Source organism: Pseudoalteromonas sp. SaAl2 (assembly GCF_052947895.1).
In genome coordinates this window covers 1,630,143-1,656,389 of the sequence record NZ_CM129605.1, presented here as the reverse complement: position 1 = coordinate 1,656,389, position 26,247 = coordinate 1,630,143, and the positions used below count along the sequence as shown (strand labels likewise).

25 protein-coding genes and 2 pseudogenes are annotated in these 26,247 nt (G+C 37.2%); 17 read left to right on the top strand and 10 right to left on the bottom strand.

Features of this window, described 5'->3' with window-relative positions:
• Positions 1 to 123 precede the first annotated feature (123 nt).
• Positions 124 to 1,818, top strand: coding sequence for an NAD-dependent malic enzyme (locus tag ACU8V8_RS08095; protein ID WP_446889413.1), 1,695 nt, complete (start codon positions 124 to 126; stop codon positions 1,816 to 1,818).
• A gap of 108 nt (positions 1,819 to 1,926) precedes the next feature.
• Complete coding sequence (locus tag ACU8V8_RS08090; protein WP_446889412.1) at positions 1,927 to 2,637, top strand: SIMPL domain-containing protein; 711 nt, start codon at positions 1,927 to 1,929, stop codon at positions 2,635 to 2,637.
• 74 nt (positions 2,638 to 2,711) lie between these two features.
• Here ACU8V8_RS08090 and ACU8V8_RS08085 read toward each other — a convergent pair whose 3' ends face one another.
• Positions 2,712 to 4,061, bottom strand: coding sequence for a DUF2254 domain-containing protein (locus ACU8V8_RS08085; RefSeq protein WP_446889411.1), 1,350 nt, complete (start codon positions 4,059 to 4,061; stop codon positions 2,712 to 2,714).
• Positions 4,062 to 4,170: 109 nt separating this feature from the next.
• Here ACU8V8_RS08085 and ACU8V8_RS08080 point away from each other — a divergent pair, with 109 nt between their 5' ends.
• The 3 genes and pseudogenes from ACU8V8_RS08080 (at position 4,171) to miaE (ending at position 6,118) form a co-directional block, all read left to right on the top strand.
• Positions 4,171 to 4,545: an MAPEG family protein gene (locus ACU8V8_RS08080; protein ID WP_446889410.1), complete on the top strand. Its 375-nt coding sequence runs from the start codon at positions 4,171 to 4,173 to the stop codon at positions 4,543 to 4,545.
• 293 nt (positions 4,546 to 4,838) lie between these two features.
• On the top strand, positions 4,839 to 5,471 hold the full coding sequence (locus ACU8V8_RS08075) for a sulfotransferase (RefSeq protein WP_446889409.1): 633 nt from the start codon (positions 4,839 to 4,841) through the stop codon (positions 5,469 to 5,471).
• Between the two features lie 73 nt (positions 5,472 to 5,544).
• A pseudogene (miaE, locus tag ACU8V8_RS08070) lies at positions 5,545 to 6,118 on the top strand (tRNA isopentenyl-2-thiomethyl-A-37 hydroxylase MiaE).
• 120 nt (positions 6,119 to 6,238) lie between these two features.
• Here miaE and ACU8V8_RS08065 read toward each other — a convergent pair.
• A complete protein-coding gene (locus ACU8V8_RS08065) occupies positions 6,239 to 6,964 on the bottom strand; it encodes a metallophosphoesterase (RefSeq protein ID WP_446889408.1) in 726 nt (241 codons plus the stop codon).
• A 191-nt stretch (positions 6,965 to 7,155) separates the two neighbouring features.
• On the opposite strand from ACU8V8_RS08065, the gene ACU8V8_RS08060 reads away from it, so the two are divergent.
• From ACU8V8_RS08060 to ACU8V8_RS08035, 6 genes are all read left to right on the top strand, one after another.
• Positions 7,156 to 7,578, top strand: a complete 423-nt coding sequence (locus tag ACU8V8_RS08060) for a hypothetical protein (protein ID WP_446889407.1) — start codon at positions 7,156 to 7,158, stop codon at positions 7,576 to 7,578.
• A gap of 505 nt (positions 7,579 to 8,083) precedes the next feature.
• On the top strand, positions 8,084 to 8,473 hold the full coding sequence (locus ACU8V8_RS08055; protein WP_290208386.1) for a response regulator: 390 nt from the start codon (positions 8,084 to 8,086) through the stop codon (positions 8,471 to 8,473).
• Positions 8,474 to 8,480: 7 nt separating this feature from the next.
• Entirely contained in the window at positions 8,481 to 9,386 is a 906-nt protein-coding gene (locus ACU8V8_RS08050) for an AAA family ATPase (protein WP_446889406.1), read from the top strand.
• A gap of 18 nt (positions 9,387 to 9,404) precedes the next feature.
• The gene (locus ACU8V8_RS08045) at positions 9,405 to 10,403 is read left to right on the top strand and encodes a DUF58 domain-containing protein (RefSeq protein WP_446889405.1); all 999 of its coding nucleotides are present in this window, start codon (positions 9,405 to 9,407) and stop codon (positions 10,401 to 10,403) included.
• Positions 10,387 to 12,378 (top strand): transglutaminase family protein, encoded by a 1,992-nt coding sequence (locus ACU8V8_RS08040; RefSeq protein WP_446889404.1) that lies wholly within the window; start codon positions 10,387 to 10,389, stop codon positions 12,376 to 12,378. The genes ACU8V8_RS08045 and ACU8V8_RS08040 overlap by 17 nt, the downstream gene beginning before the upstream one ends.
• Entirely contained in the window at positions 12,375 to 13,694 is a 1,320-nt protein-coding gene (locus ACU8V8_RS08035) for a Na+/H+ antiporter family protein (protein ID WP_446889403.1), read from the top strand. Before ACU8V8_RS08040 ends, ACU8V8_RS08035 begins: the two co-directional genes overlap by 4 nt.
• 157 nt (positions 13,695 to 13,851) lie before the next feature.
• Here the strand turns inward: ACU8V8_RS08035 and ACU8V8_RS08030 are convergent, their stop codons facing one another.
• The 3 genes and pseudogenes from ACU8V8_RS08030 to ACU8V8_RS08020 all read right to left on the bottom strand — a co-directional run bounded on the left by ACU8V8_RS08030 (position 13,852) and on the right by ACU8V8_RS08020 (position 15,955).
• Positions 13,852 to 14,283 carry an acyl-CoA thioesterase gene (locus tag ACU8V8_RS08030; RefSeq protein ID WP_256825947.1) on the bottom strand — a complete coding sequence of 144 codons (432 nt, stop codon included), beginning with the start codon at positions 14,281 to 14,283 and terminating at the stop codon, positions 13,852 to 13,854.
• Between the two features lie 5 nt (positions 14,284 to 14,288).
• Positions 14,289 to 15,105, bottom strand: a pseudogene (locus tag ACU8V8_RS08025) (M23 family metallopeptidase).
• Positions 15,098 to 15,955: a 6-carboxytetrahydropterin synthase gene (locus ACU8V8_RS08020; protein WP_446889402.1), complete on the bottom strand. Its 858-nt coding sequence runs from the start codon at positions 15,953 to 15,955 to the stop codon at positions 15,098 to 15,100. Before ACU8V8_RS08020 ends, ACU8V8_RS08025 begins: the two are co-directional and overlap by 8 nt.
• Positions 15,956 to 16,160: 205 nt before the next feature.
• On the opposite strand from ACU8V8_RS08020, the gene fabA reads away from it, so the two are divergent.
• Entirely contained in the window at positions 16,161 to 16,676 is a 516-nt protein-coding gene (fabA, locus tag ACU8V8_RS08015) for a bifunctional 3-hydroxydecanoyl-ACP dehydratase/trans-2-decenoyl-ACP isomerase (RefSeq protein ID WP_087533817.1), read from the top strand.
• 64 nt (positions 16,677 to 16,740) lie between these two features.
• Here fabA and rmf read toward each other — a convergent pair whose 3' ends face one another.
• Complete coding sequence (rmf, locus tag ACU8V8_RS08010; protein ID WP_058558798.1) at positions 16,741 to 16,911, bottom strand: ribosome modulation factor; 171 nt, start codon at positions 16,909 to 16,911, stop codon at positions 16,741 to 16,743.
• A gap of 419 nt (positions 16,912 to 17,330) precedes the next feature.
• Between rmf and acuR the strand changes: the two genes are divergently transcribed.
• The 5 genes from acuR to ACU8V8_RS07985 all read left to right on the top strand — a co-directional run bounded on the left by acuR (position 17,331) and on the right by ACU8V8_RS07985 (position 21,955).
• Positions 17,331 to 17,966, top strand: a complete 636-nt coding sequence (gene acuR, locus ACU8V8_RS08005) for an acrylate utilization transcriptional regulator AcuR (protein WP_446889401.1) — start codon at positions 17,331 to 17,333, stop codon at positions 17,964 to 17,966.
• Between the two features lie 47 nt (positions 17,967 to 18,013).
• The gene (acuI, locus tag ACU8V8_RS08000; protein ID WP_446889400.1) at positions 18,014 to 19,012 is read left to right on the top strand and encodes an acrylyl-CoA reductase (NADPH); all 999 of its coding nucleotides are present in this window, start codon (positions 18,014 to 18,016) and stop codon (positions 19,010 to 19,012) included.
• Between the two features lie 119 nt (positions 19,013 to 19,131).
• A complete protein-coding gene (locus ACU8V8_RS07995) occupies positions 19,132 to 19,548 on the top strand; it encodes a VF530 family protein (protein ID WP_290208392.1) in 417 nt (138 codons plus the stop codon).
• A gap of 282 nt (positions 19,549 to 19,830) precedes the next feature.
• On the top strand, positions 19,831 to 20,751 hold the full coding sequence (locus tag ACU8V8_RS07990) for a hypothetical protein (protein WP_446889399.1): 921 nt from the start codon (positions 19,831 to 19,833) through the stop codon (positions 20,749 to 20,751).
• Positions 20,717 to 21,955, top strand: coding sequence for a methyl-accepting chemotaxis protein (locus tag ACU8V8_RS07985; protein ID WP_446889398.1), 1,239 nt, complete (start codon positions 20,717 to 20,719; stop codon positions 21,953 to 21,955). The genes ACU8V8_RS07990 and ACU8V8_RS07985 overlap by 35 nt, the downstream gene beginning before the upstream one ends.
• Before the next feature lie 435 nt (positions 21,956 to 22,390).
• Here the strand turns inward: ACU8V8_RS07985 and ACU8V8_RS07980 are convergent, their stop codons facing one another.
• The 4 genes from ACU8V8_RS07980 to ACU8V8_RS07965 all read right to left on the bottom strand — a co-directional run bounded on the left by ACU8V8_RS07980 (position 22,391) and on the right by ACU8V8_RS07965 (position 26,096).
• A complete protein-coding gene (locus tag ACU8V8_RS07980; protein WP_446889397.1) occupies positions 22,391 to 22,792 on the bottom strand; it encodes a GFA family protein in 402 nt (133 codons plus the stop codon).
• Between the two features lie 335 nt (positions 22,793 to 23,127).
• Positions 23,128 to 23,295, bottom strand: a complete 168-nt coding sequence (locus ACU8V8_RS07975) for a hypothetical protein (protein ID WP_446889396.1) — start codon at positions 23,293 to 23,295, stop codon at positions 23,128 to 23,130.
• A gap of 95 nt (positions 23,296 to 23,390) precedes the next feature.
• Entirely contained in the window at positions 23,391 to 24,368 is a 978-nt protein-coding gene (locus ACU8V8_RS07970; protein WP_446889395.1) for a hypothetical protein, read from the bottom strand.
• Positions 24,369 to 24,698: 330 nt separating this feature from the next.
• Positions 24,699 to 26,096 (bottom strand): M28 family peptidase, encoded by a 1,398-nt coding sequence (locus ACU8V8_RS07965; RefSeq protein WP_446889394.1) that lies wholly within the window; start codon positions 26,094 to 26,096, stop codon positions 24,699 to 24,701.
• Positions 26,097 to 26,247: the final 151 nt, after the last annotated feature.

The window sequence follows — 26,247 nt, the reverse complement described above, 5'->3', positions numbered from 1 at the left end:
TACGGCCTATTCCGTACATTTCTCTTACTGTAAATGGTCTGACAAGATTGAATGTCATTGCTTTTTAACATTCAATCCTAATAATGGCAGATCACAATTAAAGACATCGCTAAGCTTGGAATTATGACTACAAATACCGATCCAAATTATCTTTATATTCATCACTCAGGTCCAGGCCTGATCGAAACTCCTCTGCTAAATAAAGGTAGTGCATTTACACAAAAAGAGCGTGAAAGTTTCAACCTAGCGGGTTTATTACCACCTCGTTATGAAACAATCGAAGAACAGGTTGAACGCTGTTATCAACAATATTCAAGCTTTAACGATAACCTTAATAAACACATTTATTTACGCGCAATTCAAGATAATAACGAAACACTTTATTACCGTTTAGTACGTGATCATCTTGAAGAGATGCTGCCAATTATTTATACCCCAACGGTGGGTGATGCCTGTGAAAAATTCTCAGATATTTACCGAAGTGCTCGTGGCTTGTTTATTTCGTACGAAGATCGTTATCAAATTGACGACATCTTGCGTAATGCAACCAAAGGAAAGGTAAAGGTTATTGTTGTAACCGACGGCGAACGTATCTTAGGTTTAGGTGACCAAGGTATTGGTGGTATGGGTATTCCAATTGGTAAGCTTTCGCTGTATACCGCTTGTGGCGGGATCAGCCCAGCTTATACATTACCAGTCATGCTTGATGTTGGTACTAATAACGAAAAGTTACTTAATGATCCAATGTACATGGGTGCACGTCATAAACGCATAGCCCAAGATGAATATGATGAATTTTTAGATCTATTTATTAAAGCGGTTAAGCGTCGCTGGCCAAATGTATTATTACAGTTTGAAGATTTTGCCCAACCTAATGCGATGCCTTTATTAAAGCGTTACCGTGATGAAATCTGTAGCTTTAACGATGATATTCAAGGTACTGCAGCCGTTACTGTGGGCTCTTTACTTGCCGCATGTCGCGTTAAGAATGCAAAGTTATCTGAGCAAAAAGTGGTATTTGTAGGTGCTGGCTCTGCCGGTTGTGGTATTGCTGAACAAATCATAAGCCAGATGGTTTCGGAAGGTATCTCAGATACGCAAGCACGCAGCCAAATATTTATGGTTGATCGTTTTGGTTTATTAACCCAAGGTATGCAAGGTCTTCGTGATTTCCAACAAGCACTTGCTCAACAAACCGATGACTTAGCACAATGGACTTACAGTGGTGAATACGCGTCGTTACTTGATGTTATGCATTGTGCAGAGCCTGATATTCTAATTGGAGTATCTGGTCAGCCAGGATTATTTACTGAGCAAGTTATTCGAGCGATGCACAGTAATTGCGCACAGCCGATTATCTTTCCATTAAGTAACCCATCTAAACAAGTAGAAGCCTTGCCTGCTGATGTGATTAATTGGACTCAAGGCAACGCAATTGTTGCAACCGGTAGCCCATTTGATCCTGTTGTATATGAAGGCCAAACATTTACTATTCCGCAGTGTAATAATAGCTATATCTTCCCCGGTATTGGTTTGGGTGTGATTGCTGCAAAAGCAACCAGAATTACCGATGCAATGCTAATGGTCTCAAGCGAGATATTAGCTGAGTCTTCACCTCGTGCAAATACTGGACAAGGTAGCTTGTTGCCAGCACTCACAGAGATCGAAACGTTAAGTAAACGCATTGCATTTGCCGTTGCCAAAAAAGCAATCGAAGAGGGCGCGGCGCTTGAAATAAGCGATGATCGACTCTGGTCTGCAATTGATTCTAACTATTGGTTACCAAAATACCGAAACTATAAACGCGTTAGTATCTAATTAAGAATGTTAATAAAAACAGGCTACGGCCTGTTTTTTTATACTTGTTCATTTTAAATTAACCAGCTAGGGTATCTAATAAGCTTAATTCACTTAATGAGGAACTTTATGCGTTATTTACCTTTACTTGCAGCCGCGATGACTTTCAATGTGTTTGCCCAAAGCACACCAAGTGCACCGCATATTTATATTCAAGGTCAAGCTAAAATCACAACAGCTGCAGACAGTGTTTTACTCAACGTAGGCATACTCGAAGTTGACAAAAACCTCATGGCAGCAAAAGATAAAGCTGATCAAACCATGGCAAAAGCGATTAAACTTTCTAAACAAGCAGGTGTGTTAGCTAAAGATATAAATGCAGGACAAATCAGTATTCATCGTGAAACGCAGTATAATAGAGAGACTAACAAGCAAGAGTTTATTGGTTTTAGGGTGTCTCGTAGTTTATCTTTAACGCTTAATGATGTTGATAAATACCCTACGCTTTTACAAAACCTAGTCAATGGTGGTATAAACCAAGTTAATCAAACTCAGTTTGTATCTAGCAAATATAATGAACTTCATAATCAAGCTCAAAAATTAGCAATTAAAGACGCTAAAAAAGCAGCATCAGAGTTTGCAAGTGATTATGGTGTAGAACTTAAAGGCCTTTACAGTGCATCTATGAAGCCGATGGATACCGGGGTACAACCTTATGTAAGAGCTAAAATGGCAATGTCAGCCGATGCAGAATCAGGCTCTGTAACCCCTGACTCTTATCATGCTGGTGAAATCACGATTTCTGCATCAAGTTACGCTATTTATTTGATTGAAGATTAATAACCTCTGATTAGTTCTACGTTTTATAAAAAGTCTCCAGTTGGAGACTTTAAGTTAATCCACTCAATACCTATTTATTTTGGCTGTTCAAATCTCTCTAACAAAATATCGCCACGCTCAGCAGAGATCCTAGCGATTGAATTTAGCATATTAATAACTTCGGTACGGTCATACAAATTAGTCGTGTGTTCATTAATATCATCTACTATTGCAGCAAGATAATTGAATAACTTTTCAGTAGCATCTTCGTTGTCATTTGCGACGAACAAAATATTCTTAAATGCCTCTAACACATTTGTCATTACATACGCATCGGCTTTGGCGTAATTACGAAGTGGGGTGAAGTTATCATGTAATAGCTCCTCAAATGAGGTTTCATGAATGTATAATAGTGGCGTATCTTGTGCGTGTTTTAGCGAATAATTGATATCACTAATTTTTAAGCGTTCAATTAGTAAGATACTCAACATATCAATTGCTTTAACGGCAGTACCGGGATCGTTAATTCCTGGACTCATCGCTTTAACTGCAATTTCAGAAATTTGCGTTAAACCATAACGATAATGGTCGCTAATGTATTCTTCTACATAAAAAATAAAACAGTCTAATAATTTTTCAATGAGTTCAGGGTTATTAGTAAGATCTTTATCTGACTTAAGAAAAGGGTAACCTTTAACAGTAAAATACCCCTGGTTAACGGCAATAAAGAGCTTTAAATCTTCTTGGGCTAGAATCTCACACAATTTATCGGCATGAACCCCTTTGAAATAGCCTTCGGTTTTACTTTTAATTGAATACCAGTCAGAAAAATCAGGGAACTGGCTTATATTATGCTCCTCTTGACGGCTGATTATCGACTTAATAACACCTTTGGTGTCTTTAAATAAGTCATTAAGCACATTATCGACTTGAATAGCTTTTGAAATTGAATGAATAAAATAAACAAATAAAGCTAATGAAATTAAGCCAAAAACCAAGGAAAAAAACACCCCCAGTGCAGGAATTGAAACATCCCCTCCAGCGGTCTGTTTGATATTGATAAGCATGATTATTGAATAAATAATACTGCCTAAATAAAACCCTAAAACTAGTTGATGTGACTTACGAGTGATCAAACCAGGGATCACCCTGGGTGATAAACTTGCGCTTGCGGTATTTAAAACAATCATTACCATTGAAAAGCTAAACACGGTTAAAGAAATTATACTGCCAGCTAAGGTACTTAATATGGTTCGTGCATTTTCTTCGCTATCAACTAATAGAAAGGCGATAAGCTCTTTTAACTTAATGATAGGCGCGGTGTACTCTACCGACATAGTGATAATGGCAAAAAGCAGAAATCCCACAGACAACATTGAAGGGTAAAAGCCAATGCTGTTGATCATTTCTCGATAATTATCAGCAACTTTACGTGGAACAAACATATATATCCTATTAATCAGCTATTTTAGTACGTTATCATAAAAAGCTAGCTTGTAACTATTTCATGTTTAAACTTGTGGTATCATTAAAAAAAATTATAGGAACTAACGCGTGATTATTTCATTTTATGCGGCCGTCTTGGCTTTTATGTATATTTATTTAAGTATGAATGTGGTTAAAGTGCGTAAAGCAAACCAGATATCGCTTGGTACTGATAATAACGAAGCGCTGATCAGAGCAACGCGTGCTCATGGAAACTTTATTGAGTATGTACCATTTGCTTTGATATTAATATTTTTAGCTGAATTTCAGGGTCTTAGCAGTCACTATTGTCATATTCTTGGTTCATTATTAGTCTTTGGTCGTATTTGCCATAGTATCGCAATCAAAGACGGTACTTTTAAATTAAGAGTTATTGGCATGATATCAACTTTTGCAACATTGGCATTAGCAGGATTCGTATTAATTTTCAGTCGGCTTTTCTAATATGAAATTACGGTTGCTTTGTGTGCCTTTTTTAGCTTTGTTGTACTGTACACATTCACACAGTGAAAACCCACACTTAATGAGCAACCGAATATTCAAGTAGTTCCTCATATTGCGCTTTCGTATCCAGCAGCCGTTTATTATTTTGTAAACTCCAAACGCCCATATATACGCCAAGCAGCAATACAGTTAGGGCTTGAAAAAACCGTTACCCATCTAAAAATTACTCACATGTTAAAGTAAACACCACTTGAAAATAAACAACCTTGGTTTAATCCAAACGAATAATTATAATGACAGAAAATAAAATCTTTATTATCGGCTTACCTCGTACAGGCACAACCAGTGTATGCCATAGCTTTTTGCAACTTGGCTACAGCTGTGCACACACGGCTTATACAAAACAATGTTTTAAAGATGCACAAGTTATTGCTGACACGCCCATCTTTAATGATTACCAATATCTTGATAAAGCATACCCTGGCTCAAGCTTTATATATCTTGAGCGGGAAACGTCATTATGGCTACCTTCAATTCGTCAACTATTAACGCGAATGTTTAAAAATTTAACTCGTGAAAATGGTGGATTCAATCCACATATAAAACGTTGCTACTTAAATACGTTCTCTAATTTAAATTTAGAAAACCTTGAGTGTGATGATTACCTACGCCAGATATATAAACAACACAGAGATGAAGCGTGCCACTATTTTTCAGCAAGAGAGAGTGACTTTTTAAAAATCGACATTAGCGAGTCTGAAAGCTTCAATTCATTATGTGATTTTTTAAAATGTTCAGCTCCTAATACTATGCATGATTTCGAAAGAATGAATATAGGCGGTAAAGTAACAGCGTGGAATAACATTAAACATCCACTAAAAATAGCGTCTACTGCCAATGGAAAAATCGACAAGGTACTCTATTAACTACTGCTCAAAGCAAGATTTTATAAGTTAATTACGATAAAATTGCGACATTGAACTAAGAGTAAAATTAACCATGTTTGAATTAAAATACCATACTCCATTTTCGTGGACAGAAGCAGTACTTGCTGACTTTGATACATTTTTACAAGATCATGCAGCAGCTGAAAAAAAAGCATCAGGCATGGCTATGTCTATGCTTTCACATTACCCAGATCGCCGAAAACTTGTTAAAGCGATGACTGATTTAGCACTTGAAGAAATGATTCATTTTAAGCAAGTTTTAAAGCTATTAATAGACCGAGACGTAAATTTAGGTAATGACCAAAAAGATCCTTACGTTAAACAAATTCGCGCTGTTTTTCGAAATGGTCGTGACGAATTTTTAATGGACAGACTGCTTGTAGGTGCCGTTATAGAGGCGAGGGGACACGAACGATTCTCTTTAGTCGCACAAGCATTGCCTGAAGGGAAAGAAAAAAGATTTTTATGTGGCGATTGCAAAGTCAGAAGAAAAACATAAAAATTTATTTGTAGAACTAGCGTACGAATATTTTGCTAAAAAAGATGTTGATACACGACTAGAGGAAATATTGATAGCAGAAGCAAATATTTGTAAGAGTATCCCTTTTACTGCTGCACTACACTAATAAGGCATTATATTAATTAGGCTGTTATTTATTTTTAACAGCCTAAATTCCAGTGATTTATTATTATCATTAGTGATAAATTGTTCATTAATCAGTTAATTAGCAATGTATGTTGTAAAATTAATTTTTTAATGTGCGATACTGTGAAATTAAATCAGCTACGTTAATAATCGTTGGTCTACCTGCTAAATAATTGGTATCAATATGGTACGTATTACCAAGCCAATAGGGGGTTTGGGTTGTGTTATGGCCGTGAATTGAAAATAACACGCCGGGGTTTATTACATTACTTTGGGTTTTTACACGAGTTCTATCCCATAAAAACTCTTGCACTATCGTATCTGTTGATAGTGTCTCTTCATTTAATTCTAAGTTGTTCCAATCACATGTAAGTGGTGCAGTGTGAGATAAGGCAATCACTTCATTTTGAAAGTGGAGCTTTAATGTAACCGGACATGTTTTAAGATAATCACATACAAGTGATAAATTTTTTTCACTTTCATTAAAATGCCAAGCGCCACCATTTTGCACCCAAAGCTCAAAAGCATCGTAGTCTTTATCAATAAGAGCAGCTAACATCATATGCTCATGGTTCCCCAATAGCATAATTAGATTATGTTCAATTGCGTGCTTTATTAGTTTTGTGCTGTCATTGCCGCGGTCAATTACATCTCCGAGCATCACCAAAACATCATTTTCATAATCAAATTTAACCGAGTGCAGGGCGTCGACAAACTTTTGAAAATCAGCGTCTAAATCGCCAATGACAAAAACACGTTTATCATGCTCAATGTGCAGGTTCTTATGCATGTGTGATTTTGATAAGCAAGCAGTGGAAAAAGCCATATATTTCTTCATTAAAAAGTTTAAAACTACTATAGCAATTTGAAGTACTAAGTTCCAAGTCAACAATCTTGTAATAAAAGTATTAAAATATAAATGTTGCTTTAGACTGAAACTCAATTTGTGATGGGCATTTAAAAGAACGCAAACTCTACTTATTATACTTAAGAGACATTGCAGCGGGTAAATCAGTAATGAGTTTATCAACTGACATTCAAAAGTTAGCAGTACCACAATTTAACGAAGCAGTTTTAAAATCTCAGCAGTACTATATAAAGCAAGTAAACTTACAAGCAGCAAAGTTAACGCTTAAAAAGTCGGTACCAGATAGCCAGCAATTTACGTTAGGGCACTTGCCTGTAAATTTACTAAACGAGCTATCACGTAAAAACGCACCTATATATAGTAGCGCTGTTACAGTCAGCAGCGCTCAAATTGAAAAGTTCTTAACTGGCCAACTAGCAATTGAGCAAGTACACGAACTAATGAACGCTGTTCAAAAACCAAATACGTTTGCTTATAGTGGCAATCAAGTAAAAATATCGTACCAAGGTTTTATGGTCACAGTAGAGCTAGGCCCAACGTTTAATACAATTGTAGCTGCCGAAAAAGTTTAAACAGCGTTTAAAAGGCGTTTAAAAGGCGTTTAAAGTGTATTTAAAGGAAAGTTAAACGATCAACAATGATCTAATTCTAAACGTATAATGAGCAGGAATGATCGGGGAATGAGTCAGTTTGAACAGGTTTCGTCTAAAACCAAGCGTAATCCAAATTTACTTGATTTTGCGTTCAGGGTTAGCCAAACCCAGTAATAATGGGCTTTTCCAAAACACGAGGGCGAAAATCCTCATATCATCATTATTCTAGAAATGAACAACCCCTTACAACAACCCCTTTAAATGCATTTAACATAATATAAATTATAGGCCGTTATAATTATACATCAAAGGGTGTTTGTTACCCGCTTGTATATCATTGCTATGTCCAATACTAGACGGTATCGGACATTAATGCGGTTTATTTCAAATAGTTGGGTTTATTGCGGTATCTTTCTTGAGCTTCATTATCGCTTAGCTTAGTATTGAAGCTACAATTTAAGCTGTATCACAAGAAGTAAACAATATGGAATTTGTGCGCCCGTTAGAACCTATTTTGATTATTGATGATGTTCAAGATATTCGTGACTACTTAAATCAAATCTTAACTGAGTTAGGCTTTGAAGATATTTTAGAAAGCCGTGATTTTGAATCTGCAAAATCATTAATCAAAGAAAAATCTCCTAATGTCATCTTTCTCGATATTGAGTTACCAGATACTGACGGAGCTGAAATCCTTGAGTTTTTAAATGATAATTACCCAAACACCCATGTTGTGATGTGCTCTGGACATAATAGTTTAGAGAATGTGCAAAATACTTGGGAGCTTGGCGCCAAAGGTTTTATTGCCAAACCATTCAACGCGAAAAAAGTTGATACAGTAATGAAGCGATTAGAAATAGTCGAACATTTTTAAGGTTACTATGCACTCTACAGTTACAGCTATTATTGATGATTTATCACAGGTAATTTTTGGTAAAAAAACACAAATTAAACTCGCCTTAACCTGCTTATTTAGTCAAGGCCATTTACTCATTGAAGACTTACCAGGTATGGGTAAAACCACGTTATCACATGCACTTGCTTCTGTTTTAGGCTTGTCATATCAGCGAGTTCAATTTACCAGCGATTTACTGCCATCAGATATTTTAGGTGCTAGTATATTTAATTCAAATGAACACACTTTCACATTTCATAAAGGGCCTGTTTTTAGTCAAGTAGTTTTAGCCGATGAAATAAACCGTGCTGGACCAAAAACACAAAGTGCATTGTTAGAAGCAATGGAAGAAAAACAAGTGTCGATGGATGGTGATATATACCCCCTACCAACACCATTTTTTGTTATTGCTACACAAAATCCTTTATATCAATCAGGTACTTACCCTTTACCTGAGTCACAATTAGATCGTTTTATGATGCGGATAAGTTTAGGGTTTCCACCAAAAGAAGCGGAAAGAAAGCTTATTTTAGGTGCTAATAATCGTGATTCTGATGCGCTTCCTAAACGGATCAATTTTTCTCAACTAATTGATATACAGTCTAAAACTAAAAAAGTGACTATTTCAGAACCGATCGTTGATTACATTATTGAGCTTGTATCTTATACCCGAGAAAACGGTGTTTTTGCTAATCCGCTATCGCCAAGAGCCAGTATAGCGCTAGGTAAAGCTGCACAGGCTTGGGCTTATATTGAAGGTCGAGATTTTGTAACTCCCGATGATGTACAAACTGTGTTTAAAAGTGTGGCTGCTCATCGATTAGGAATTGATGAACAAACAAGTGAATTACAAATAAAACAGTTATTAAACGCTGTTCCAGTGCCCTTGTAAAATATGCTATTTGCAAAAATGCGAAACAACAAAAATAGTGGTTTTTTATTTGCTGATTTTAAACAAGCACTCTTTACTAAGCTGTTAAAAAATAAACATACAGGTAATACACTTACCCTAAAACATAATACGATTTATGTTTTACCTTCAAAAATGGGCTGCGGTTTTTTATTTGTCACAGTTTTGAATTTTATATTAGGAATTAATTATCAAAACAACTTAATTTTGGCTATGGCTTATTTAATGCTGGTTGTTTTGGTATTGGCTATTTTAATTGGTTACTCCAATGTAAAAGGTTTAACTATACACTTTAAAGTAAAGAATAATGACTACTCCCCTATTTCACCCCGCTTAGTTTTCGACGTTTCAACCGATAAGTTATGTCAGTCATTACTTATTCTTTATCAAAATAAATTATTGCATCACCTCGATAATATAGAAGGTAAGACAAGCATTACAGTATCATTGCCTTATAAATATAGAGGATGCTACCCGTTAAAACGCATAAAATTACTTAGCCAATACCCATTTGGTTTAGTTTCTGTTTGGAGTTATATGCAAATCGAAGAAACTGTTTTTGTGTATCCAGAGCAAGTAAACCCACAGAAAAATAATAACTTAATGGTTGATGAGCATAACGCTGACGGCGATTTAAAACATCCCAATGGAATTGACGAATTTGATACCTTGGTTGATCATCAACATGGTATGGGACTGCAAAGAGTATCGTGGAAACATTATGCAAAGACACAGCAACTGATGGTGAAAGAATTTGTTAACTTTGCCTCCACACCAATGACCTACGATTATTCTCAATTACAAGGTAATGCCGAAACAAGATTAAGCCACTTAAGCTATTTGATCACCCAAGCCCATTTGCATGATCATGCTTTTGCCCTTAAGTTAAATAGTCAGCTTTATTCAATGTCTAAAGGCTCAGATCATTTTACTGCATGTTTAATTGCATTGAGTCGTTTTAAGGTAAACTCTGAGAATCAAGATGCCGACCATTCATAACGAAAAAGCAATAAATCTCACCTTGTCGATAATTTATGGCTTGGTCGTTTTATTTATTATGTCTGAACTGACTCTTATATTTACTGCGTTATTGGTCTTGTTATGTGCTTGGAATTTTACAATCACCTTAATGAAGAAGCCTAAACCAAGTACATTATATGCTAATATTTTGGCCGCTCTTTCTCTTGTGTTACTACTTTACGATGTTGGATTGGGTGATACGGTAACTTTATTTGTTGCTATGCTTATTTTGTCCAGCTTGTTTAAATTGTTACAAGCCAAAACCAAAAAGCATTATCAAACAATTGTATTATTGAGCTTTTTTAGTCTCTCTACTGTTTATCTTTTTTCGCAGTCAATCATTGCAACATTATGCGTGAGTATTTTGTATGTGTTAAATTTTTCGGCACTTGCACTTATAGAAAATAAACACAGTTTAAAGATAGCGTCTAAGCAAAGTGGTAAAATGTTATTGCTCGCTCTACCTATCGCTGTTTTTTTATTGTTATTTTTACCAAAAATGCCTGCTTTTTGGCAATTACCAGGGCCCAAACTTGCTAAAACAGGCTTGTCTGAAAGTGTTAACCCCTTTGATATTGCAAAGCTTTCTCGTTCAGACGAACTTGTATTTAGAGCGAAATTAAGTACAAATAAGCCCCCTGCACCTCCATACTATTGGCGAGCCATTATCCATGATGAATTTGATGGAACTACCTGGCTAGTATCGGACTTATTGAAAAGCCAACAACGAAATAAAACATCTGCAACCAATGCTCTTGAATTTCAATCACAGTACAATATTATCGCAGAGCCCTCATCTAAGCCTTGGTTATATGGCATTGGCCAAGCATTTTCAGCAAACTCTGATGTTAAAAGTACAGAGCAAGGTTTACTCATTCGCAAGCGGTACTTAAGTAATAATATAAATTACCAAGTAAATAGTTCGTCATTTAATGAGTCCCAATTAAATAAAATTAATCGTTATCAAAACTTAACGCTTGGAAATTCTGAGCAAAACAATCTCCAATCTCAGCAATTAGCGTTGTCTATTTATGAAAATAACAACAGTGATAGAGCATTTTTTACTGCCTTGACAGAGCATTTTTCAAATCAAGGCTTTGCGTATACTCTTACACCAGAGCCTATGACGGGTGATAACACTATTGATGAATTTATGTTTAATAATAAAAGCGGTTTTTGTGGACATTATGCCAGTGCAGCTGCGTTTATGTTTAGAACGGTAGGTATTCCTGCCAGAGTTGTATCGGGTTATTTAGGTGGAGAGCTAAATGAGCAAGATGAATACCTAAGTGTGTACCAGTATGATGCCCATGCATGGGTTGAGGTATTTATAAAGGGTAAAGGCTGGCAAATTTTTGATGCAACTGCGGTTGTTTCTCCAGAGCGATTAACTGGTTCACTGTCACAGATGCAATCACTCAATAGTGAGTTTACTAATAACTTAGAATTTAGTTTGCTCAGGTTTAACCAAATACCTGGGTTTAATTGGTTGCGTTTAAATTTAGAAAACTTAGATTACAAATGGACAAATTGGGTGCTGGGCTTTGATCAACAAAAGCAGAGTTCATTTTTAAAACGCTTGTTTGGTAATAACCAACTTTGGAAAATTTCTTTATTTGTCATTTTATCTATCATCGGTGTTTTTATAAGTTATTTTGTTTATTTAAATTGGCCTAAGAAAGCAATAATGGATGAACATCTGCTTGCTAAGCACTATAAAGAAATTCAATTTTGGTGCGATAAAAACGGTTTTAACCAAAAAGCCAATCTCACTCCACTGCAATACCTTAATCTAGCTAGAGATCATTTCACTGAGAAAGGTTCGCTTTTCATGCAGTTTGCTCAGTTATACAGCGATGTACGATATAAAGGTGAGGAATTTACTCAGCAACGTAAAAATCACAGCTATGATCTGGTAAAATCAATTAAAACAAAAGCTAAGAGATCTCTATGAACGCAGTTGTAATTGGTGTTTTATTAATGCTTGGGTTAACTCTGGCCCGTGTAAATGTTATTGTTGCTATGACCCTTAGTGCTCTCGTTGCTGGGTTAAGCGCAGGGCTTGGCTTAACCGAGACATTAAATGCTTTTAACGCGGGTTTGTCTGGCGGTGCTGAAATTGCGCTTAGTTATGCCATGCTGGGTGCTTTTGCTGTTGCGATATCAAAATCAGGTCTCACCAGAATTCTCGCCGCAAAATTGTTATCGAAAGTGAACACTTCAAATAAAGGCGAAACCGCCCTTAGTTACTTTATATTATCGATAATACTAGTATGTGCTATTTCATCACAAAACCTTATTCCGGTGCACATCGCGTTTATTCCAATTTTGATCCCACCACTATTAGTTGTGTTTAATAAGCTGCGATTAGACCGTAGAGCCATTGCCTGTATTTTAACATTTGGTCTTGCAACTTCTTATATGGTACTACCATATGGATTTGGTGGAATTTATTTATATTCAATATTACATAAAAACTTAGTTGAGAACGGGTTAGAAATAATAAATACGCAAGTACCTATGGCCATGATAATACCTGCAATTGGCATGTTTATCGGGCTCTTGATTGCCGTATTTATCAGCTACAGAAAACGCCGGACTTATAAAACAAATGAATTAGAAGAGCAAACAATCAACGTCACTGTGCAGCAGCCCAAAAAAGTTTTGCTGGTTGGTATCACTGCGGTATTCACATCATTAATAGCTCAGAATGTAAGTGGTTCGATGATATTGGGCGGCCTAGTTGGAGTGATGATTTTTAGCTTATTTGGTATTGTTAAATGGGAGCAAAATAACGACGTATTTAGTAAAGGTGTTGCTATGATGGCAATGATTGGCTTTATTATGATCGCAGCTCAAGGTTTTGCTTCTGTTATGAAAGCAACAGGTGATGTTTCATCTTTAGTGCAAAGTGCCGCTGGGGTTATAGAAGGTAATCAACCTTTGGCAGCGGCATTAATTTTATTAGTAGGCTTAATGATCACCATGGGAATTGGTAGTTCATTTTCCACAGTGCCAATAATAGCCACCCTTTTTGTTCCATTATGTTTAGAATTAAACTTTTCTGTTATGGCAACTGCTGCTCTTGTAGGTACCGCTGGAGCTTTAGGCGATGCAGGCTCCCCTGCTTCAGATTCAACATTAGGTCCAACATCTGGCTTGAATGCGGATGGTCAACACGACCATATTTGGGACTCTGTTGTGCCTACCTTTATTCACTTTAATCTGCCATTGCTTGCTTTTGGCTGGATTGCTGCCATGGTGTTATAAACGATTTATTAGGAACAAAGATACCGCCTTTTTTGATCTTTTTGACTTTAATTATGACCTCGGTGTTAAGTTTATAATTAAAGAAGATATAGTATGATGTGTTCTTTTAGTTGTATAATAATAGCACTCACAAGGAGTGCTGTTAAGTATGCTAAATTTAAAAACCGTATATCATTTTATCGCACACCACTGGTGTAGGTCTGTGATTATCATCGACAGCTACGAAGGTAAAGCTACCCGTAATGGCTGAATGCTTGTCATCTTTGTGCATTGTTTCAAGAAAGATTTCCACATCAACACGTAAGCTTGTATTACCTACATGAACCACTTTAGAAATAAGTTCAGCAAACGTACCTGCTGGGATAGCTTCTTTAAAGTCGACTCTATCAGATGAAATTGTCACCAGGGGTTTACGACAAAAACGAGTTGCAGCAATAAAGGCTACTTCATCCATCCAAGCTAGAGCATCACCACCAAACAACGTATTATGGTGATTTGTTCGGCCAGGAAAAACAGTCTTTGTGACTGATGTAGTTGAGTCTTTTATACGCTGTGCAATGATTTCATCGCGATTAACTTCAGTTGTCATGTTCTCTACTTTTTATTCGCTAAGGTGTCTAACATCATAAGTGCCGGATCAAGGCGTTCGCCCTTCCAGTTAAATCGCCAATCTAAATGCGGGCCAGTTACTCGCCCTGTTGCACCTATTTCAGCTATTTTTTCACCACGTTTTATCTTATCACCTACTTTTACATCTAACTTGCTTAAATGAATATAGGTTGAGGTAACACTGTGTCCGTGATCTAAAATCAGTGTACCGCCAGAATAATATAAATCATTATTAGCAAAAACCACCGTTCCACTAACTGGTGCATACACAGGACTGCCGGTTTTATTCGCAATGTCCAGACCAAAGTGAGGACGACGAGGTTCACCATTAAAGTAACGTTGGCTACCATAGACACCTGAAATACGCCCTTGGGCAGGTTTATAAACAGGGTCTAAAAAGTACGTTAAATCAGAATCAACATTGCGGGCATTTCTAACAGCCACGGCTTCGCGACTAATTCGCTCTGTGACTTCTTTCGGTGGAGACACATATTTTTTTTGCTACACCGGTAATTTTATCGATATCGTAATCGCGTTTGGTGATCAATAAAGGCTGTTTATGAGTTTTACCTTCAGTGTCTACCCAGCTTAATTCATGATTTAGCTTTGCATCTCGACCAAAGCCAAACACAAATGTACCATTAGCCGTGGTTTTTAACTTTTCACCGTTAAAGCTCACTGATTTTGCACCATCAAGCTGGCCTGTCACTAAACCACCTTGAGTAAGATTACCTTTTAATTCTACAGCATGAGCAAAAACGCTCAACGACGTTAATACACTCGCAAGAATCAATTTACGCATAACAAATAGACCCCTTAGCAACCCCTTCATACGCTGTCACTTTAACATCAGAGTCACTGTATTGTGTTTTAACTTGCTGAGCTAAATAAGCTGCTATACATTCTACAGTGGTGTCTACCGGTAAAATATCACAACGTTCATTGCTAATAGCCATTTCAAAATAACCTTGCGCAGCGTTGTACGCAAAACACAGATCAGACTCTTTAGCTCGAACATGTTTTAATTGTGACGCTTCAATTTGATCCTCTGCAGTGGCTAAATAAATATCTTGCCATTTGTCAGCCCATTGCTTTTGAATACGAGGCATAGACATTCCATCTAAGGATATACCCAACTGAGAACGGTGACCATGAATAATACGTTGACAATTACCATCATGTTTTTTAAGGCCATGACTGTAATGATAATAAAAACTTTTGCTATGCTCAGGTTTTAATTCAATTTCAATTTTATCAATATTGCTTGGTAATTGCGGCATAATAGTCGCAATTAAAAACTCTATAACTGATTGCTCATTTATAACTGGTGCATCAATTAAACAGTATGCTTGATTAGGTGCACTCATCGCTAAGTGATGATCATCGCCAAATGTACAATCAAGTGTTTTATAGTCACCATGAGATATAACTTCACCATTTATGTGTGAAGGTATCGCTAATTTATGGTCTATGCATTCATCAATAATGCCTTTGATTTGTTTTTTTACTAACCCAAAATCAAGCACCATAGACTCTTCATTTAATTTGCCATGCAAAGTTAAATCAACAATCCAGCTCTCGCCAACTGCGCCTCGTTTATTACACAGATAAGAAAAATCAATTACTGTAAGTGCGTTAACAAAAAGGATCATAAACTTCCTTTATACTGGTTAAAAAATCAAAGTGATTATAATGATTTTTACTCGTAATTGCGCGTTCTAATCGCACAATTAGCATGTTCTTTACCTAATCGATGATATTTCATGCAGAAATATTGTTTTTTTAACTGCTCAGAGTTGTTTAGCGTACAAGTGTACGCTAAAGTACTCTGCAATTTCTAAGCGACGAAAAAGTGTTATGGAACCTAAAAATAGCTATACAAAAGAAGAATTGGTCCTTTGTGGTCAAGGTGAAATGTTCGGTGAAGGCAACTGCCGCTTACCTAGTGATAACATGTTAATGATGGACCGTATCATCTCCATTACTGATGATGGGGGCGAACATGGTAAAGGTCAAATCGTTGCTGAACTTGATATAGATCCAAGCCTTTGGTTTTTCGATTGCCACTTTAAGGGTGATCCAGTCATGCCGGGTTGTCTAGGGTTAGATGCAATGTGGCAGCTTGTAGGATTTTTCTTAGGTTGGTCTGGTGGTCCAGGATTAGGGCGCGCATTGGGTGTTGGCGAAGTTAAGTTTACAGGTCAAATTTTACCGACCGCTAAAAAAGTGACTTACCGCCTAGAAATGAAACGTGTTATCAAGCGTAAATTATTTATGGGCATGGCGGATGGTACTGTTGAAGTTGACGGTCGAGTTATCTATGAAGCGAAAGATCTAAAAGTAGGCTTATTCCAAGATACTAGTGCATTTTAATTAAAATGCAGTAACAAAAACGCCCTCATTCGAGGGCGTTTTTGCTTAAAATTCGTTTATAATATTACGTTTTGTACATGTTGCGATTTTCTATCGCTTCACGCCAACCACCTAACCACTCTGATTTAGGGTCTACTTGTTGATAAGGGCAAATATCTTTTGAACGTCCTGCCAAACCTGCTTTAAAACCTTGAGAATGAGCTCTTTCTAACCGATCTCTTTTCTGTCTCTTCATAGGTAAATCCTCACCTTTTATATTTATAAATTTGTAGTGTAAATGACATCTACAATTAATGAATAGTTAATAAAACTGTTAAATTCAAATCATAAAAGCAATTAAATAAATTGACTTTAACTAAGCTGCTGATGCAAAGATGAATTAACATTAAAAAATTACAGTGGTCATACCACGGATGTACATTCAATATTTATATAAAAAAATTACGACTATCTAATCACTAACATGCAGTATCCTGCTTTAAATGTGACTACCTATATAAGACAAAAGTTCATCAATAAATTGTAATTATGACAATTTTATTGCAAGCATTTAAAAACTAGGCTTTTATTGTTTTATTAAGTGAAATTAAAAATTATGTGCAAATAAAATACAAATTACTTGCACATTTAAATACGATCGGTCTAATATAAGGTATGCAAACAAGCAAACAAAATCCACCCAGACGTGGTCGCCCACCTAAAGTAGTTCGTAGTAATGCAGATACCAAAGCATTACTTATCGCTACAGGGCTTGAAACATTAACAGAATTTGGTTTTAGTGCCACGGGTATAGACACTATCTTAAAAAAAATAGGTGTGCCTAAAGGTTCTTTTTATCACTACTTTGAAAGTAAAGATGACTTTGGCTTAGCTGTAATAGACGCATACAATGATTATTTTATTGCTAAATTAAAGCGATACTTAAATCAAGATGATGTCCCTCATTTAGAACGGTTAATAAATTTTACCCAAAGTGCCGCAACTGGCATGCAAAAGTATAACTTCAGCCGGGGTTGTTTAATTGGTAATTTAAACCAAGAGCTTAATCATTTATCAGCTGAATTTAAAACCAAGCTATTACACAGTTATGAGCAGTGGCAACTACAAGTACAGCAGTGCATTGAAGGCGCACAAGAGCAAAAGTTAGTCAGTAAACATATCGATGCCGCTCAGATGAGTGAGTTTTTTTGGGTTGGTTGGGAAGGCGCTGTGATGCGCGCAAAACTAGTCAAAAACTCACAACCTTTAATGCTATACACAGAAATGTTTTTACGTGCGCTACTTAGGTAGTGCCTTTTTTTATCAATTAAAAGACGATCGGTCTAAAAGGATTCGTAATGGAAAGTTTTTTCAACGCTATTGTTATTAATAAATCAGACGATACCCCCTACTGTGCAAAGCTTGACACTTTAAGCACTAGTTCGTTACCCGATAACGATGTGAATATCGATGTATTGTACAGTACACTTAATTATAAAGATGGGCTTGCTATCACTGGCAAAGGACCTGTTGTGCGCAGTTTCCCGATGGTGCCGGGAATTGATCTGGTCGGCAAAGTATCAAGCTGCAAAACTGGTGAGTTTCAATTAGGTGATACGGTAATTTTAAATGGTTTTGGAGTAGGTGAAAAACATTGGGGCGGACTTGCACAAAAAGCCAGTTTAAGTGCCGATTGGTTAATACCTAAGCCATCAGGTTTAACCGCAAAACAAACCATGCAAATAGGAACGGCTGGCTATACGGCGATGCTCAGTGTAATAGCGCTTGAAAAACAAGGTATCACCCCCGCTTCTGGTGATATTTTGGTTACAGGCGCAAATGGTGGTGTTGGTAGTTTTGCCATTTATTTACTTAACAAACTTGGTTTTAATGTAATTGCAGTAACTGGTCGGCCAGAGCAAACAGACTATTTAACTCACCTAGGCGCAAAACAGATCATTCATAGAGATGAATTTTCAAAGCCAGGTAAACCTTTAGCAAAAGAGCGATTTGCAGCAGCCATAGATTCTGTTGGTAGTCATACCCTTGCTAATATTTGTGCATCATTAAAATACGGTGGTGTTGTAACAGCCTGTGGCCTTGCTCAAGGCATGGATTTACCTGCATCCGTAGCCCCCTTTATTCTACGCGGTGTTTCTCTTATTGGGATCGACAGTGTTATGCGCCCAAAAGCTGACCGAATAGAAGCATGGAATAGACTCAGTGCTTTAGTCAGCGCAGACTACCTAGATACCATTAGCAATGAAATAAGCTTAAAAGAAGTTATCAATTGTGCTGATGATCTAATGGCCGCAAATGTAAGAGGCCGTGTTGTGGTCAATTGCCAAAAACTCTAACTCTCACTTTTTTATATGAAGCTGTTAAATAAATGACAGCTTTCTGTTTTAATTTCTACTATCTAATTATTGATTTAAAAATTATAATTACTGCATTAGAAATTGAAATGAGAGTGACCATGAGTAACGAAGAATTATTTGGCAATAACCCGTTGCAAGGCGTTAAACTTGAACAGGTAGTATCTGAGCTAGTTGATCAATACGGCTGGGAATTATTACATGCTTACTTGCAGCTAAATTGTTTTAAAAATAATCCAGATCTAAAGTCTGCGGTCAAATTTTTACGTAAAACTCAGTGGGCGCAAGACAAAGTTGAAAACTTTTATCTTTATCGTTTAAAAAACTTACCTAAACCTGATGATGTACAATATCAGCTACCACCACGTGACCGTGTAATTCCTGCTGATCATAAGCCAGGCGAACCATGTGAGCTAAGCTTTAGTGATGCAAAACGTATCCAAGCTAAAAAAGAAGCGAAAGACCGCGCTCGAACCCGTAAGCAACGCTCAAATGCAAGTAATCCGTGGGGTAACTAATCTCACTGGTATTATAATTTTAGCTGGCTTTGCTAGCTAAAAACATGTCACTAGTTAAATATTCGCTACCAATTTGGTGCATTCAACTATCCAGTTTTGTGCAGTAATTAAAAGAAAATTTATATTGCCAATAAATAATTTAGATAAAACCCTATTTATATCTTAACTATACATAACATGGGTTAAAAGTGCATTCTCAACTCATTATTACTACGTGGTCAATATCTTGCATTAGCGGGATACAGCAATATCTGTTTTGCACTGGGCCATAAGGGGTATTAAGTGAGTAGTAGATCTATGCATTTGAATAAGGATGAAAAGGCTTGGTTGCCTTATTTTGGTCGAAATGGAAAAATAGCTTTAGGCTTAGCGTATTTTTTAAATCGTAATCGAACAACATTTATAAAAAATACCTTTGAAGGAATATCAAATACACGACTCGAGATTTTACAAGATTGGACTAACAGCCAATGGCAGTTTTTACAAAGTGTTGCGAGTGATATACAGCAAACCAGCCATAATGAGTTTAGTGAATTATTAACCAGTAAACTTAAGTACTCGAATGATATATCTGAATTATTTTTAATTACACAAACCGCTGAGGTGCTAGCTTCAAGTTATCAATCGCATATAGGGCAAAGTATTTTACCTTTGCCGGCCGTTCAACAAGGCTTTAAACACCCACTCCTTCATGGACCATACAAAGATAAACAAACAAAACAATTAGGTCCCACTTCTTCTAAGTTTCACGATGCCGTTACACTGATGTTTTATTTACCTATTGAACTGGCAAATAATCAAATATATTGCTTATGTGCAAGAGTACCTAATGATGTCATCGGCGATCTTATACAGCGTGAAGCTGGACATATATTTCAAGAGTCTGGTGATAACTACCTGTTCATGGTCAAAGCGAATTTTGATAAATCTATCGAAGCTGGTACTGCCCTATCTCGCTCTAGGTTTGAAGATCGTACTTTCTCCTTGGGTGATAACCTTAAAGACGGCGTTAAAACTGATTGGGGTGTACTTAAAGTTAAGGAGCACACAGAACTAGAGCTAAAGTTTACCGACCCTGCAACAGGCCAATTACACCCTGGTATACGCGAAACGATTAAAGCAGGTAGCAATGTATTTGTAGATTATCCAGGGTACTCAGACTACCGCCATGAAAGGTGTTACATTCTCTCTTCCTGGCTCTAAAGATACATGGGGGATGATGTGTGAAGGCGATCTTGAAGAGGTTTATCGTAGTCGCTCTATCAGTCATACGCTTTTACGCCAACACTTTATTTATAGCTCGATAGTTGCCTTCACAGCACCTATTTGTCACGAAGTATTTGGCCTCAGTTGGTTTGTATCTACGGGTATGGCATTGGCTACTTTAACTATAACAAGTTTAATATTCGCAAAAAGTGGCCCTGCAACTGTAGCCAGTAAATTGCAAAAAATGACAGATGTAATTAGGGGGATAGCTGAGGGCGGCGGTAACTTAAAGCAACGTTTAGATCATAAACTATTATCAAGTGATGAAACCGGTGAGTTAGGAAAATGGATAAACAGCTTTATTGATAGCCTTGATAGCACCGTTGGTAAAGTTATTAATGTATCTAACGATGTTCAACTCGCAAACCAAGTTTTAATAAAAAAACAAGATGAATTTAGTCTAAATGCCAATACTGTGTTATCTGAAACACAAAAGTTATTGTCTCGAATAGAAATTCAGCTTAATACTATCAATGACGCCACTAATGATGTTGAGATTATTCGAACGAATTTAGAAACTGCAGCAGCTCAAAGTGTGATGCAATTTCAAACAATAAGAGAACAAACGCAAGGAATTCATAACTCAATTGATAGTTCTAGCAATACTATTAAAGGGCTTCATAACCATGTAAATAATGTCGGCTCAGTAGTGGGGTTAATAAGTCAAGTTGCTGATCAAACTAATCTTCTAGCTCTAAATGCCGCAATTGAAGCTGCTAGGGCCGGAGAACAAGGTCGTGGATTTGCAGTTGTCGCTGATGAAGTAAGAAATTTAGCTGCAAGAACTGGCGAAGCAACAACAGAGATCAGTCAATTAATTAGCAAGATACAAAGTAGTGCAGCTCAATCAGTTGAAATTATGCAGTCAAGTATGCAAAGTGTAGAAAAAGATATGCTTTCAACGGAAGAAGTTATACATGATGATACTGAATTAAATGAAACATTAGCCCATATGATTGATACGTTAACAGGAATAAATAAAGAAGGAACGCAGCAACTACAAAGTGCTCAACAAGTTAATGATATAAGCTCTTTGTTACAAAACTCACTCCGTGAAGTCCGCCTAGGGACAAGCTCTGTAGATAGAAGTGCCACTGAACTTGAGCGCTTAATTTCACGTTTTCAAGTAACAAACAGCTAAAAATAGAAATTAACATTGCGTTAGGGAATGACGACTTAACGCCACAAGGTTTAGTGTCATTGAATGATATTTGGATCAATATTTATTACGGGAGATTAACCGTCCATTGCACTTCCTGTTAATAAAAATTCATGGTTGGTGTTGTGGGGGGTGGAGGAGTTCCCTGCTGCCCAACTATTTTGCAGCCTACAACAGACTAAAGATTAATTTAATTAAAAGGTCTGTAATTGACACGAAAACAAAGACTGACCTTTCAAGATTAAAATTTATTCAAACTAGGTGCGATTTAATCGCGGCGAGATTTGTAACCTAGTGGGCTAAGTAAGAATCGAGTCAAGTTTCCGCGTCCTGCTCCCCCCCCCTTTGCCTACATTCATGTAGGCAACAAAGAGTTACTCGCCCCCTTTATCTTGCTTACCTGGGTTAGTTATTTGTTTACTCAGGAAGTTGATCATAAGATTGAACCTTATCTAAGTTTTTTGCCCATGCAGCCTCACTAGATTTATAAATATGTGCTGTAGGTTTAATAGTAATATCTTGATTTAAACACCCCGCTGGAACAACAACTAGCGTGTTATTCATTTGTATGTTTGGAACTGCTGACCCACAGTTGGAACAAAAGCTCTTAATATGTTGAGTTCTCGGAAGTTGATAAGTTTTAACTTGGTTTTCGCCTGATCGCCAAATAAGTTTTGCTGTAGCCGAAAATAAATTTGAAGCATATACTGAACCAGTATCTTTTTGACAATATTCACAATGACAAAGGTAAAAGCTTTCAAACTCACCGTTGATCTCAAAACTTACCTCACCACATAAACACGAACCTGTATAAATCATCTTAAACCTTACTCAATGTACCTGACACATAACAAGCCAGTAGAATAACTAATTTTTTAATTTTTTTATTAATGCATTAACCATAGCCGAGTTGCTATTTTGATTCAATCGACAACTGACTTTCATGTAAAATACAAAAAATAAAAAGGGACAGGTACATATTCTCTTGAGCAAGATTACGTTATTTTCGGTTGTGGGTAACCTTTCCATCATTTTTCACTCAGCTTACTATAGATTATAGAGTCGAGTCGCTTGAGAGGGATTTTAGGTTATAAAGATAAGCTAGGAATTGAATTATTTATTTTGTATCAATCATTTAATGGGGCTGAATTTGCTTAGCCTTTGTACCATTTTACAACAAGGTCGTAGTGATTGCTCATAACTGCATAAGTGGCAATTTCTATGGCAAATACACTACTTAATAGCTTTATTTGATCAACTAGCCACTCCCATCGATGATCAACATTACAAGGTTTAGCGTCATTGAGAGATATTTGGATCAATATTCATTACGGCAGATGAACCGCCCATTGCACTCCCTATTAATAAAAGCGCATGATGGGTGGTGTGGGGCTGGAGGAGACCTCCGGCTACCCGATTATGTTTTACTTACGCCAAGTCTAAGCTGGTACCCTTTTTGGTACTCAAAATGCAAAGCATTGGTAATATTGTTCAGATACGAAAATATACATGATGACTTATTAATTATACCTCTGTCGGCAGAAACTAAGGCATTACAATAAGATGCCATTCCAGCGTGCTGCCCATCTGACATTACATTCTTAATCTTATTTCTTTTCGCAAGACCTTTGTCAGGGCTTATACCTACCATATTGAGCACAATGTATGCACCAGATATTGCACTGTGCTGAGTATGCTGAACTCCCTCAATACCCGGAATTGGCTCAAAACCAAAGAACTGATTTTTTGTGATATTTGGTATTGAAGGTGAAATCAAATCCCAAACTTCATCAATTGCGGATTCAGACTTTTCAATAGCCTTACGATCTTCACTTGAAACGCCTAACGCGCTTCTTGTTTTATCAATTGGCATCTTATTTTTTAGGTGCTTTTCAATGGTTGCGCCCATTTCTTTGGACACTTTTGATGCTTTCTCGACTAGATCTTCACGTCTTTCATCAGGAATAATGCTTGTTATTCGTTCTATTTCATTTCGCATTTGCTCTGGGGTTTCACTTAGCTCTTTAAAGTTGTCAGCTCCAAAAGAGCGTATGAGGTGCTCCACCATGTGATCTGCTATGCCTTCATGACCAGCAATTGCCTCTAAGTGTCGCTCATATCTCGAAAAAGGATCTATGTAATCCCTTATCACAATATTACCTTCAGATTGAAAGTCTTGATTCAGAACATCACATATCTCAACGGCTTTCAGCAATGCCATCCCTTCGAGTGCATCTTGGTTTCCATTCCTATGGATTTCATCAAGATGAACATGAGAATATACCCACCTGAATCTTTCTGGTTCGAGTATCGAAATGTCTCCACAAGCCAAGTACCGAAATACATTCATATCTGCATAAATGATTGGCTTGTCCGAAACTAAATATGAATTCATTCAAGAACCTTGGTTAATTAAAAAGAAACATAGCAGTGTTTTACCAAGAATACCGATAAACACTTCATGAAAGTGGTCGTATTCATGTCTACACGCATTAAAATTTATAATAATATTATTAACTTACTAACTTATAAGAAAGATCGCAACAAAAATTCGCCACTCCCACAGCGAGAATTTACTTAATCGAGAATCAACATTTTTTATACGAGAACAAGCGTAGTAAACACGTTTAAAGTCAATAAGTTAATTTATTATCACCGCCCTACTGCTATTATGGCTAAAACAATATAGCGGTAGCGCAAGAGAGGCTGCGCTACGCATAACTAATTACTTTATAACATGCTCAAATGCGCCCACATCACCTGGGAAAACCACAGGTGATTCTATCCCGTCTTTATTCACTGCGGCGACACCAAAGTAATAATTATCGATAACTACATTTTTAAGCGTTGCTTCGCTTACATCACCAACATAGCGGCTAAACTGCCATTGTGGCTCGCTGGTATAACGCCAGTAAATTCTGTAGCCAACGGTGGTTTTATCAGTGTTTTTTTGCCATTTTAATGTTGTACTTGGTTTTACCGCACCAGATATTTCAACGCCTTTAGGTGGTGCGGGTGCCCAGGCCATGGCGGCTAAACTCACTGCATTAAGTGAAGTGAGTTTTGCGGTGTAGTCAAAATCTACGCCGTCGATGGTATCGCCATAAACAATGCCGTTTTCTGTACGTAGGTCTTGATGTTGATGGTTATAGTTTTCGTTAGTTTCCATCACCCTGACGGCAGCATACCCCATATCGTTGAAGGGTCTATGGTGACCACCACGGGCAAAACGGTCGAGTCTGTACACCAACATGGTATCTAAATTTGGGATGTACCTGTCGGCGATGGTATCAATATAACGCGCTAAGTTGCGGCTTGCTGAGTCTACTTCACCACCGGTAAAGCGGCGTTTATGAGCTTGCTCCTTGGTTTCTATGACCCGTGTGCCTTCAGAGAAAATACGGGCTGTTGTGTTATCGGTTACACCATTAATGCCAGTGATATTGCCAATCATGTCGTTATTCAATACGCCATGAACTTGCCAACCTTGTTGCTGTGCATGTTTAGCGAGGATTTTACCACCAAAAAGTCCTTGCTCTTCACCTGAAAGCGCAGCGTAAACAATGGAACCATTAAATTTATAGTTTGATAAAACACGTGCGGCTTCAATAACACCTGCAACCCCAGTTGCATTATCGTTTGCACCGGGAGAGTCACTGGTAAAGTCCATTACGTCACTGACCCGTGAGTCTATATCCCCCGACATCATCACCATGCGATTTGGCTCATCCATTCCGCGCTGAATAGCAATAATGTTAACCACTTCAACAGGGTGTGGTATACGTTTTTCACCAGAGATTGTATCTTTCACTTCAATCACTTCTAAGCAGCCACCACATTGTTTAGATATCGCCTCAAACTCAGCTTTTATCCAGCGTCTGGCTGCGCCAATACCGCGGGTATTCGATTTCGTATCAGACAAGGTATGACGAGTGCCAAAATCAACCAAGGTTTGCACATCGCTCTCAAGGCGCTCTGCTGAAACAGCACTGGCAATATTATGTAGCTTTTGTTGATCTTGATAATCAAGTGGCTCAGCCAATGCGGCATGAGATACAAATAAACTGCTTAATAAAAGCGTGGTATTGATTACTGTCATTTTAGTTTTAATTCGGTCAGACATAGTTGAAACTCTTTGCTATTAGTTATACTCACAGTACGTGAGCTTAAACTGATAACAAAGTAGTTTGAGATAAATATCGAAATTATCCGATAAATAACAATACTGTAATGGCAACATAAATGAGTACCCAACTACAACCAATTGGGCACTC

Bases quoted from the DNA above. Each gene is read 5' to 3' on its own strand.
- ACU8V8_RS08045 (WP_446889405.1), top strand. From the start codon at position 9,405: ATGCGAAACAACAAAAATAGTGGTTTTTTATTTGCTGATTTTAAACAA.
- ACU8V8_RS08085 (WP_446889411.1), bottom strand. From the start codon at position 4,061: ATGTTTGTTCCACGTAAAGTTGCTGATAATTATCGAGAAATGATCAAC.
- ACU8V8_RS08075 (WP_446889409.1), top strand. From the start codon at position 4,839: ATGACAGAAAATAAAATCTTTATTATCGGCTTACCTCGTACAGGCACA.
- ACU8V8_RS08065 (WP_446889408.1), bottom strand. From the start codon at position 6,964: ATGGCTTTTTCCACTGCTTGCTTATCAAAATCACACATGCATAAGAAC.
- ACU8V8_RS08035 (WP_446889403.1), top strand. From the start codon at position 12,375: ATGAACGCAGTTGTAATTGGTGTTTTATTAATGCTTGGGTTAACTCTG.
- ACU8V8_RS08020 (WP_446889402.1), bottom strand. From the start codon at position 15,955: ATGATCCTTTTTGTTAACGCACTTACAGTAATTGATTTTTCTTATCTG.
- ACU8V8_RS07985 (WP_446889398.1), top strand. From the start codon at position 20,717: ATGAAAGGTGTTACATTCTCTCTTCCTGGCTCTAAAGATACATGGGGG.
- ACU8V8_RS07995 (WP_290208392.1), top strand. From the start codon at position 19,132: ATGAGTAACGAAGAATTATTTGGCAATAACCCGTTGCAAGGCGTTAAA.
- ACU8V8_RS08050 (WP_446889406.1), top strand. From the start codon at position 8,481: ATGCACTCTACAGTTACAGCTATTATTGATGATTTATCACAGGTAATT.
- ACU8V8_RS08030 (WP_256825947.1), bottom strand. From the start codon at position 14,283: ATGACAACTGAAGTTAATCGCGATGAAATCATTGCACAGCGTATAAAA.
- ACU8V8_RS07965 (WP_446889394.1), bottom strand. From the start codon at position 26,096: ATGTCTGACCGAATTAAAACTAAAATGACAGTAATCAATACCACGCTT.
- acuR (WP_446889401.1), top strand. From the start codon at position 17,331: ATGCAAACAAGCAAACAAAATCCACCCAGACGTGGTCGCCCACCTAAA.
- rmf (WP_058558798.1), bottom strand. From the start codon at position 16,911: ATGAAGAGACAGAAAAGAGATCGGTTAGAAAGAGCTCATTCTCAAGGT.
- ACU8V8_RS08040 (WP_446889404.1), top strand. From the start codon at position 10,387: ATGCCGACCATTCATAACGAAAAAGCAATAAATCTCACCTTGTCGATA.
- ACU8V8_RS08055 (WP_290208386.1), top strand. From the start codon at position 8,084: ATGGAATTTGTGCGCCCGTTAGAACCTATTTTGATTATTGATGATGTT.
- fabA (WP_087533817.1), top strand. From the start codon at position 16,161: ATGGAACCTAAAAATAGCTATACAAAAGAAGAATTGGTCCTTTGTGGT.
- ACU8V8_RS08060 (WP_446889407.1), top strand. From the start codon at position 7,156: ATGAGTTTATCAACTGACATTCAAAAGTTAGCAGTACCACAATTTAAC.
- ACU8V8_RS08090 (WP_446889412.1), top strand. From the start codon at position 1,927: ATGCGTTATTTACCTTTACTTGCAGCCGCGATGACTTTCAATGTGTTT.
- ACU8V8_RS07980 (WP_446889397.1), bottom strand. From the start codon at position 22,792: ATGATTTATACAGGTTCGTGTTTATGTGGTGAGGTAAGTTTTGAGATC.
- ACU8V8_RS07970 (WP_446889395.1), bottom strand. From the start codon at position 24,368: ATGAATTCATATTTAGTTTCGGACAAGCCAATCATTTATGCAGATATG.
- ACU8V8_RS08095 (WP_446889413.1), top strand. From the start codon at position 124: ATGACTACAAATACCGATCCAAATTATCTTTATATTCATCACTCAGGT.
- acuI (WP_446889400.1), top strand. From the start codon at position 18,014: ATGGAAAGTTTTTTCAACGCTATTGTTATTAATAAATCAGACGATACC.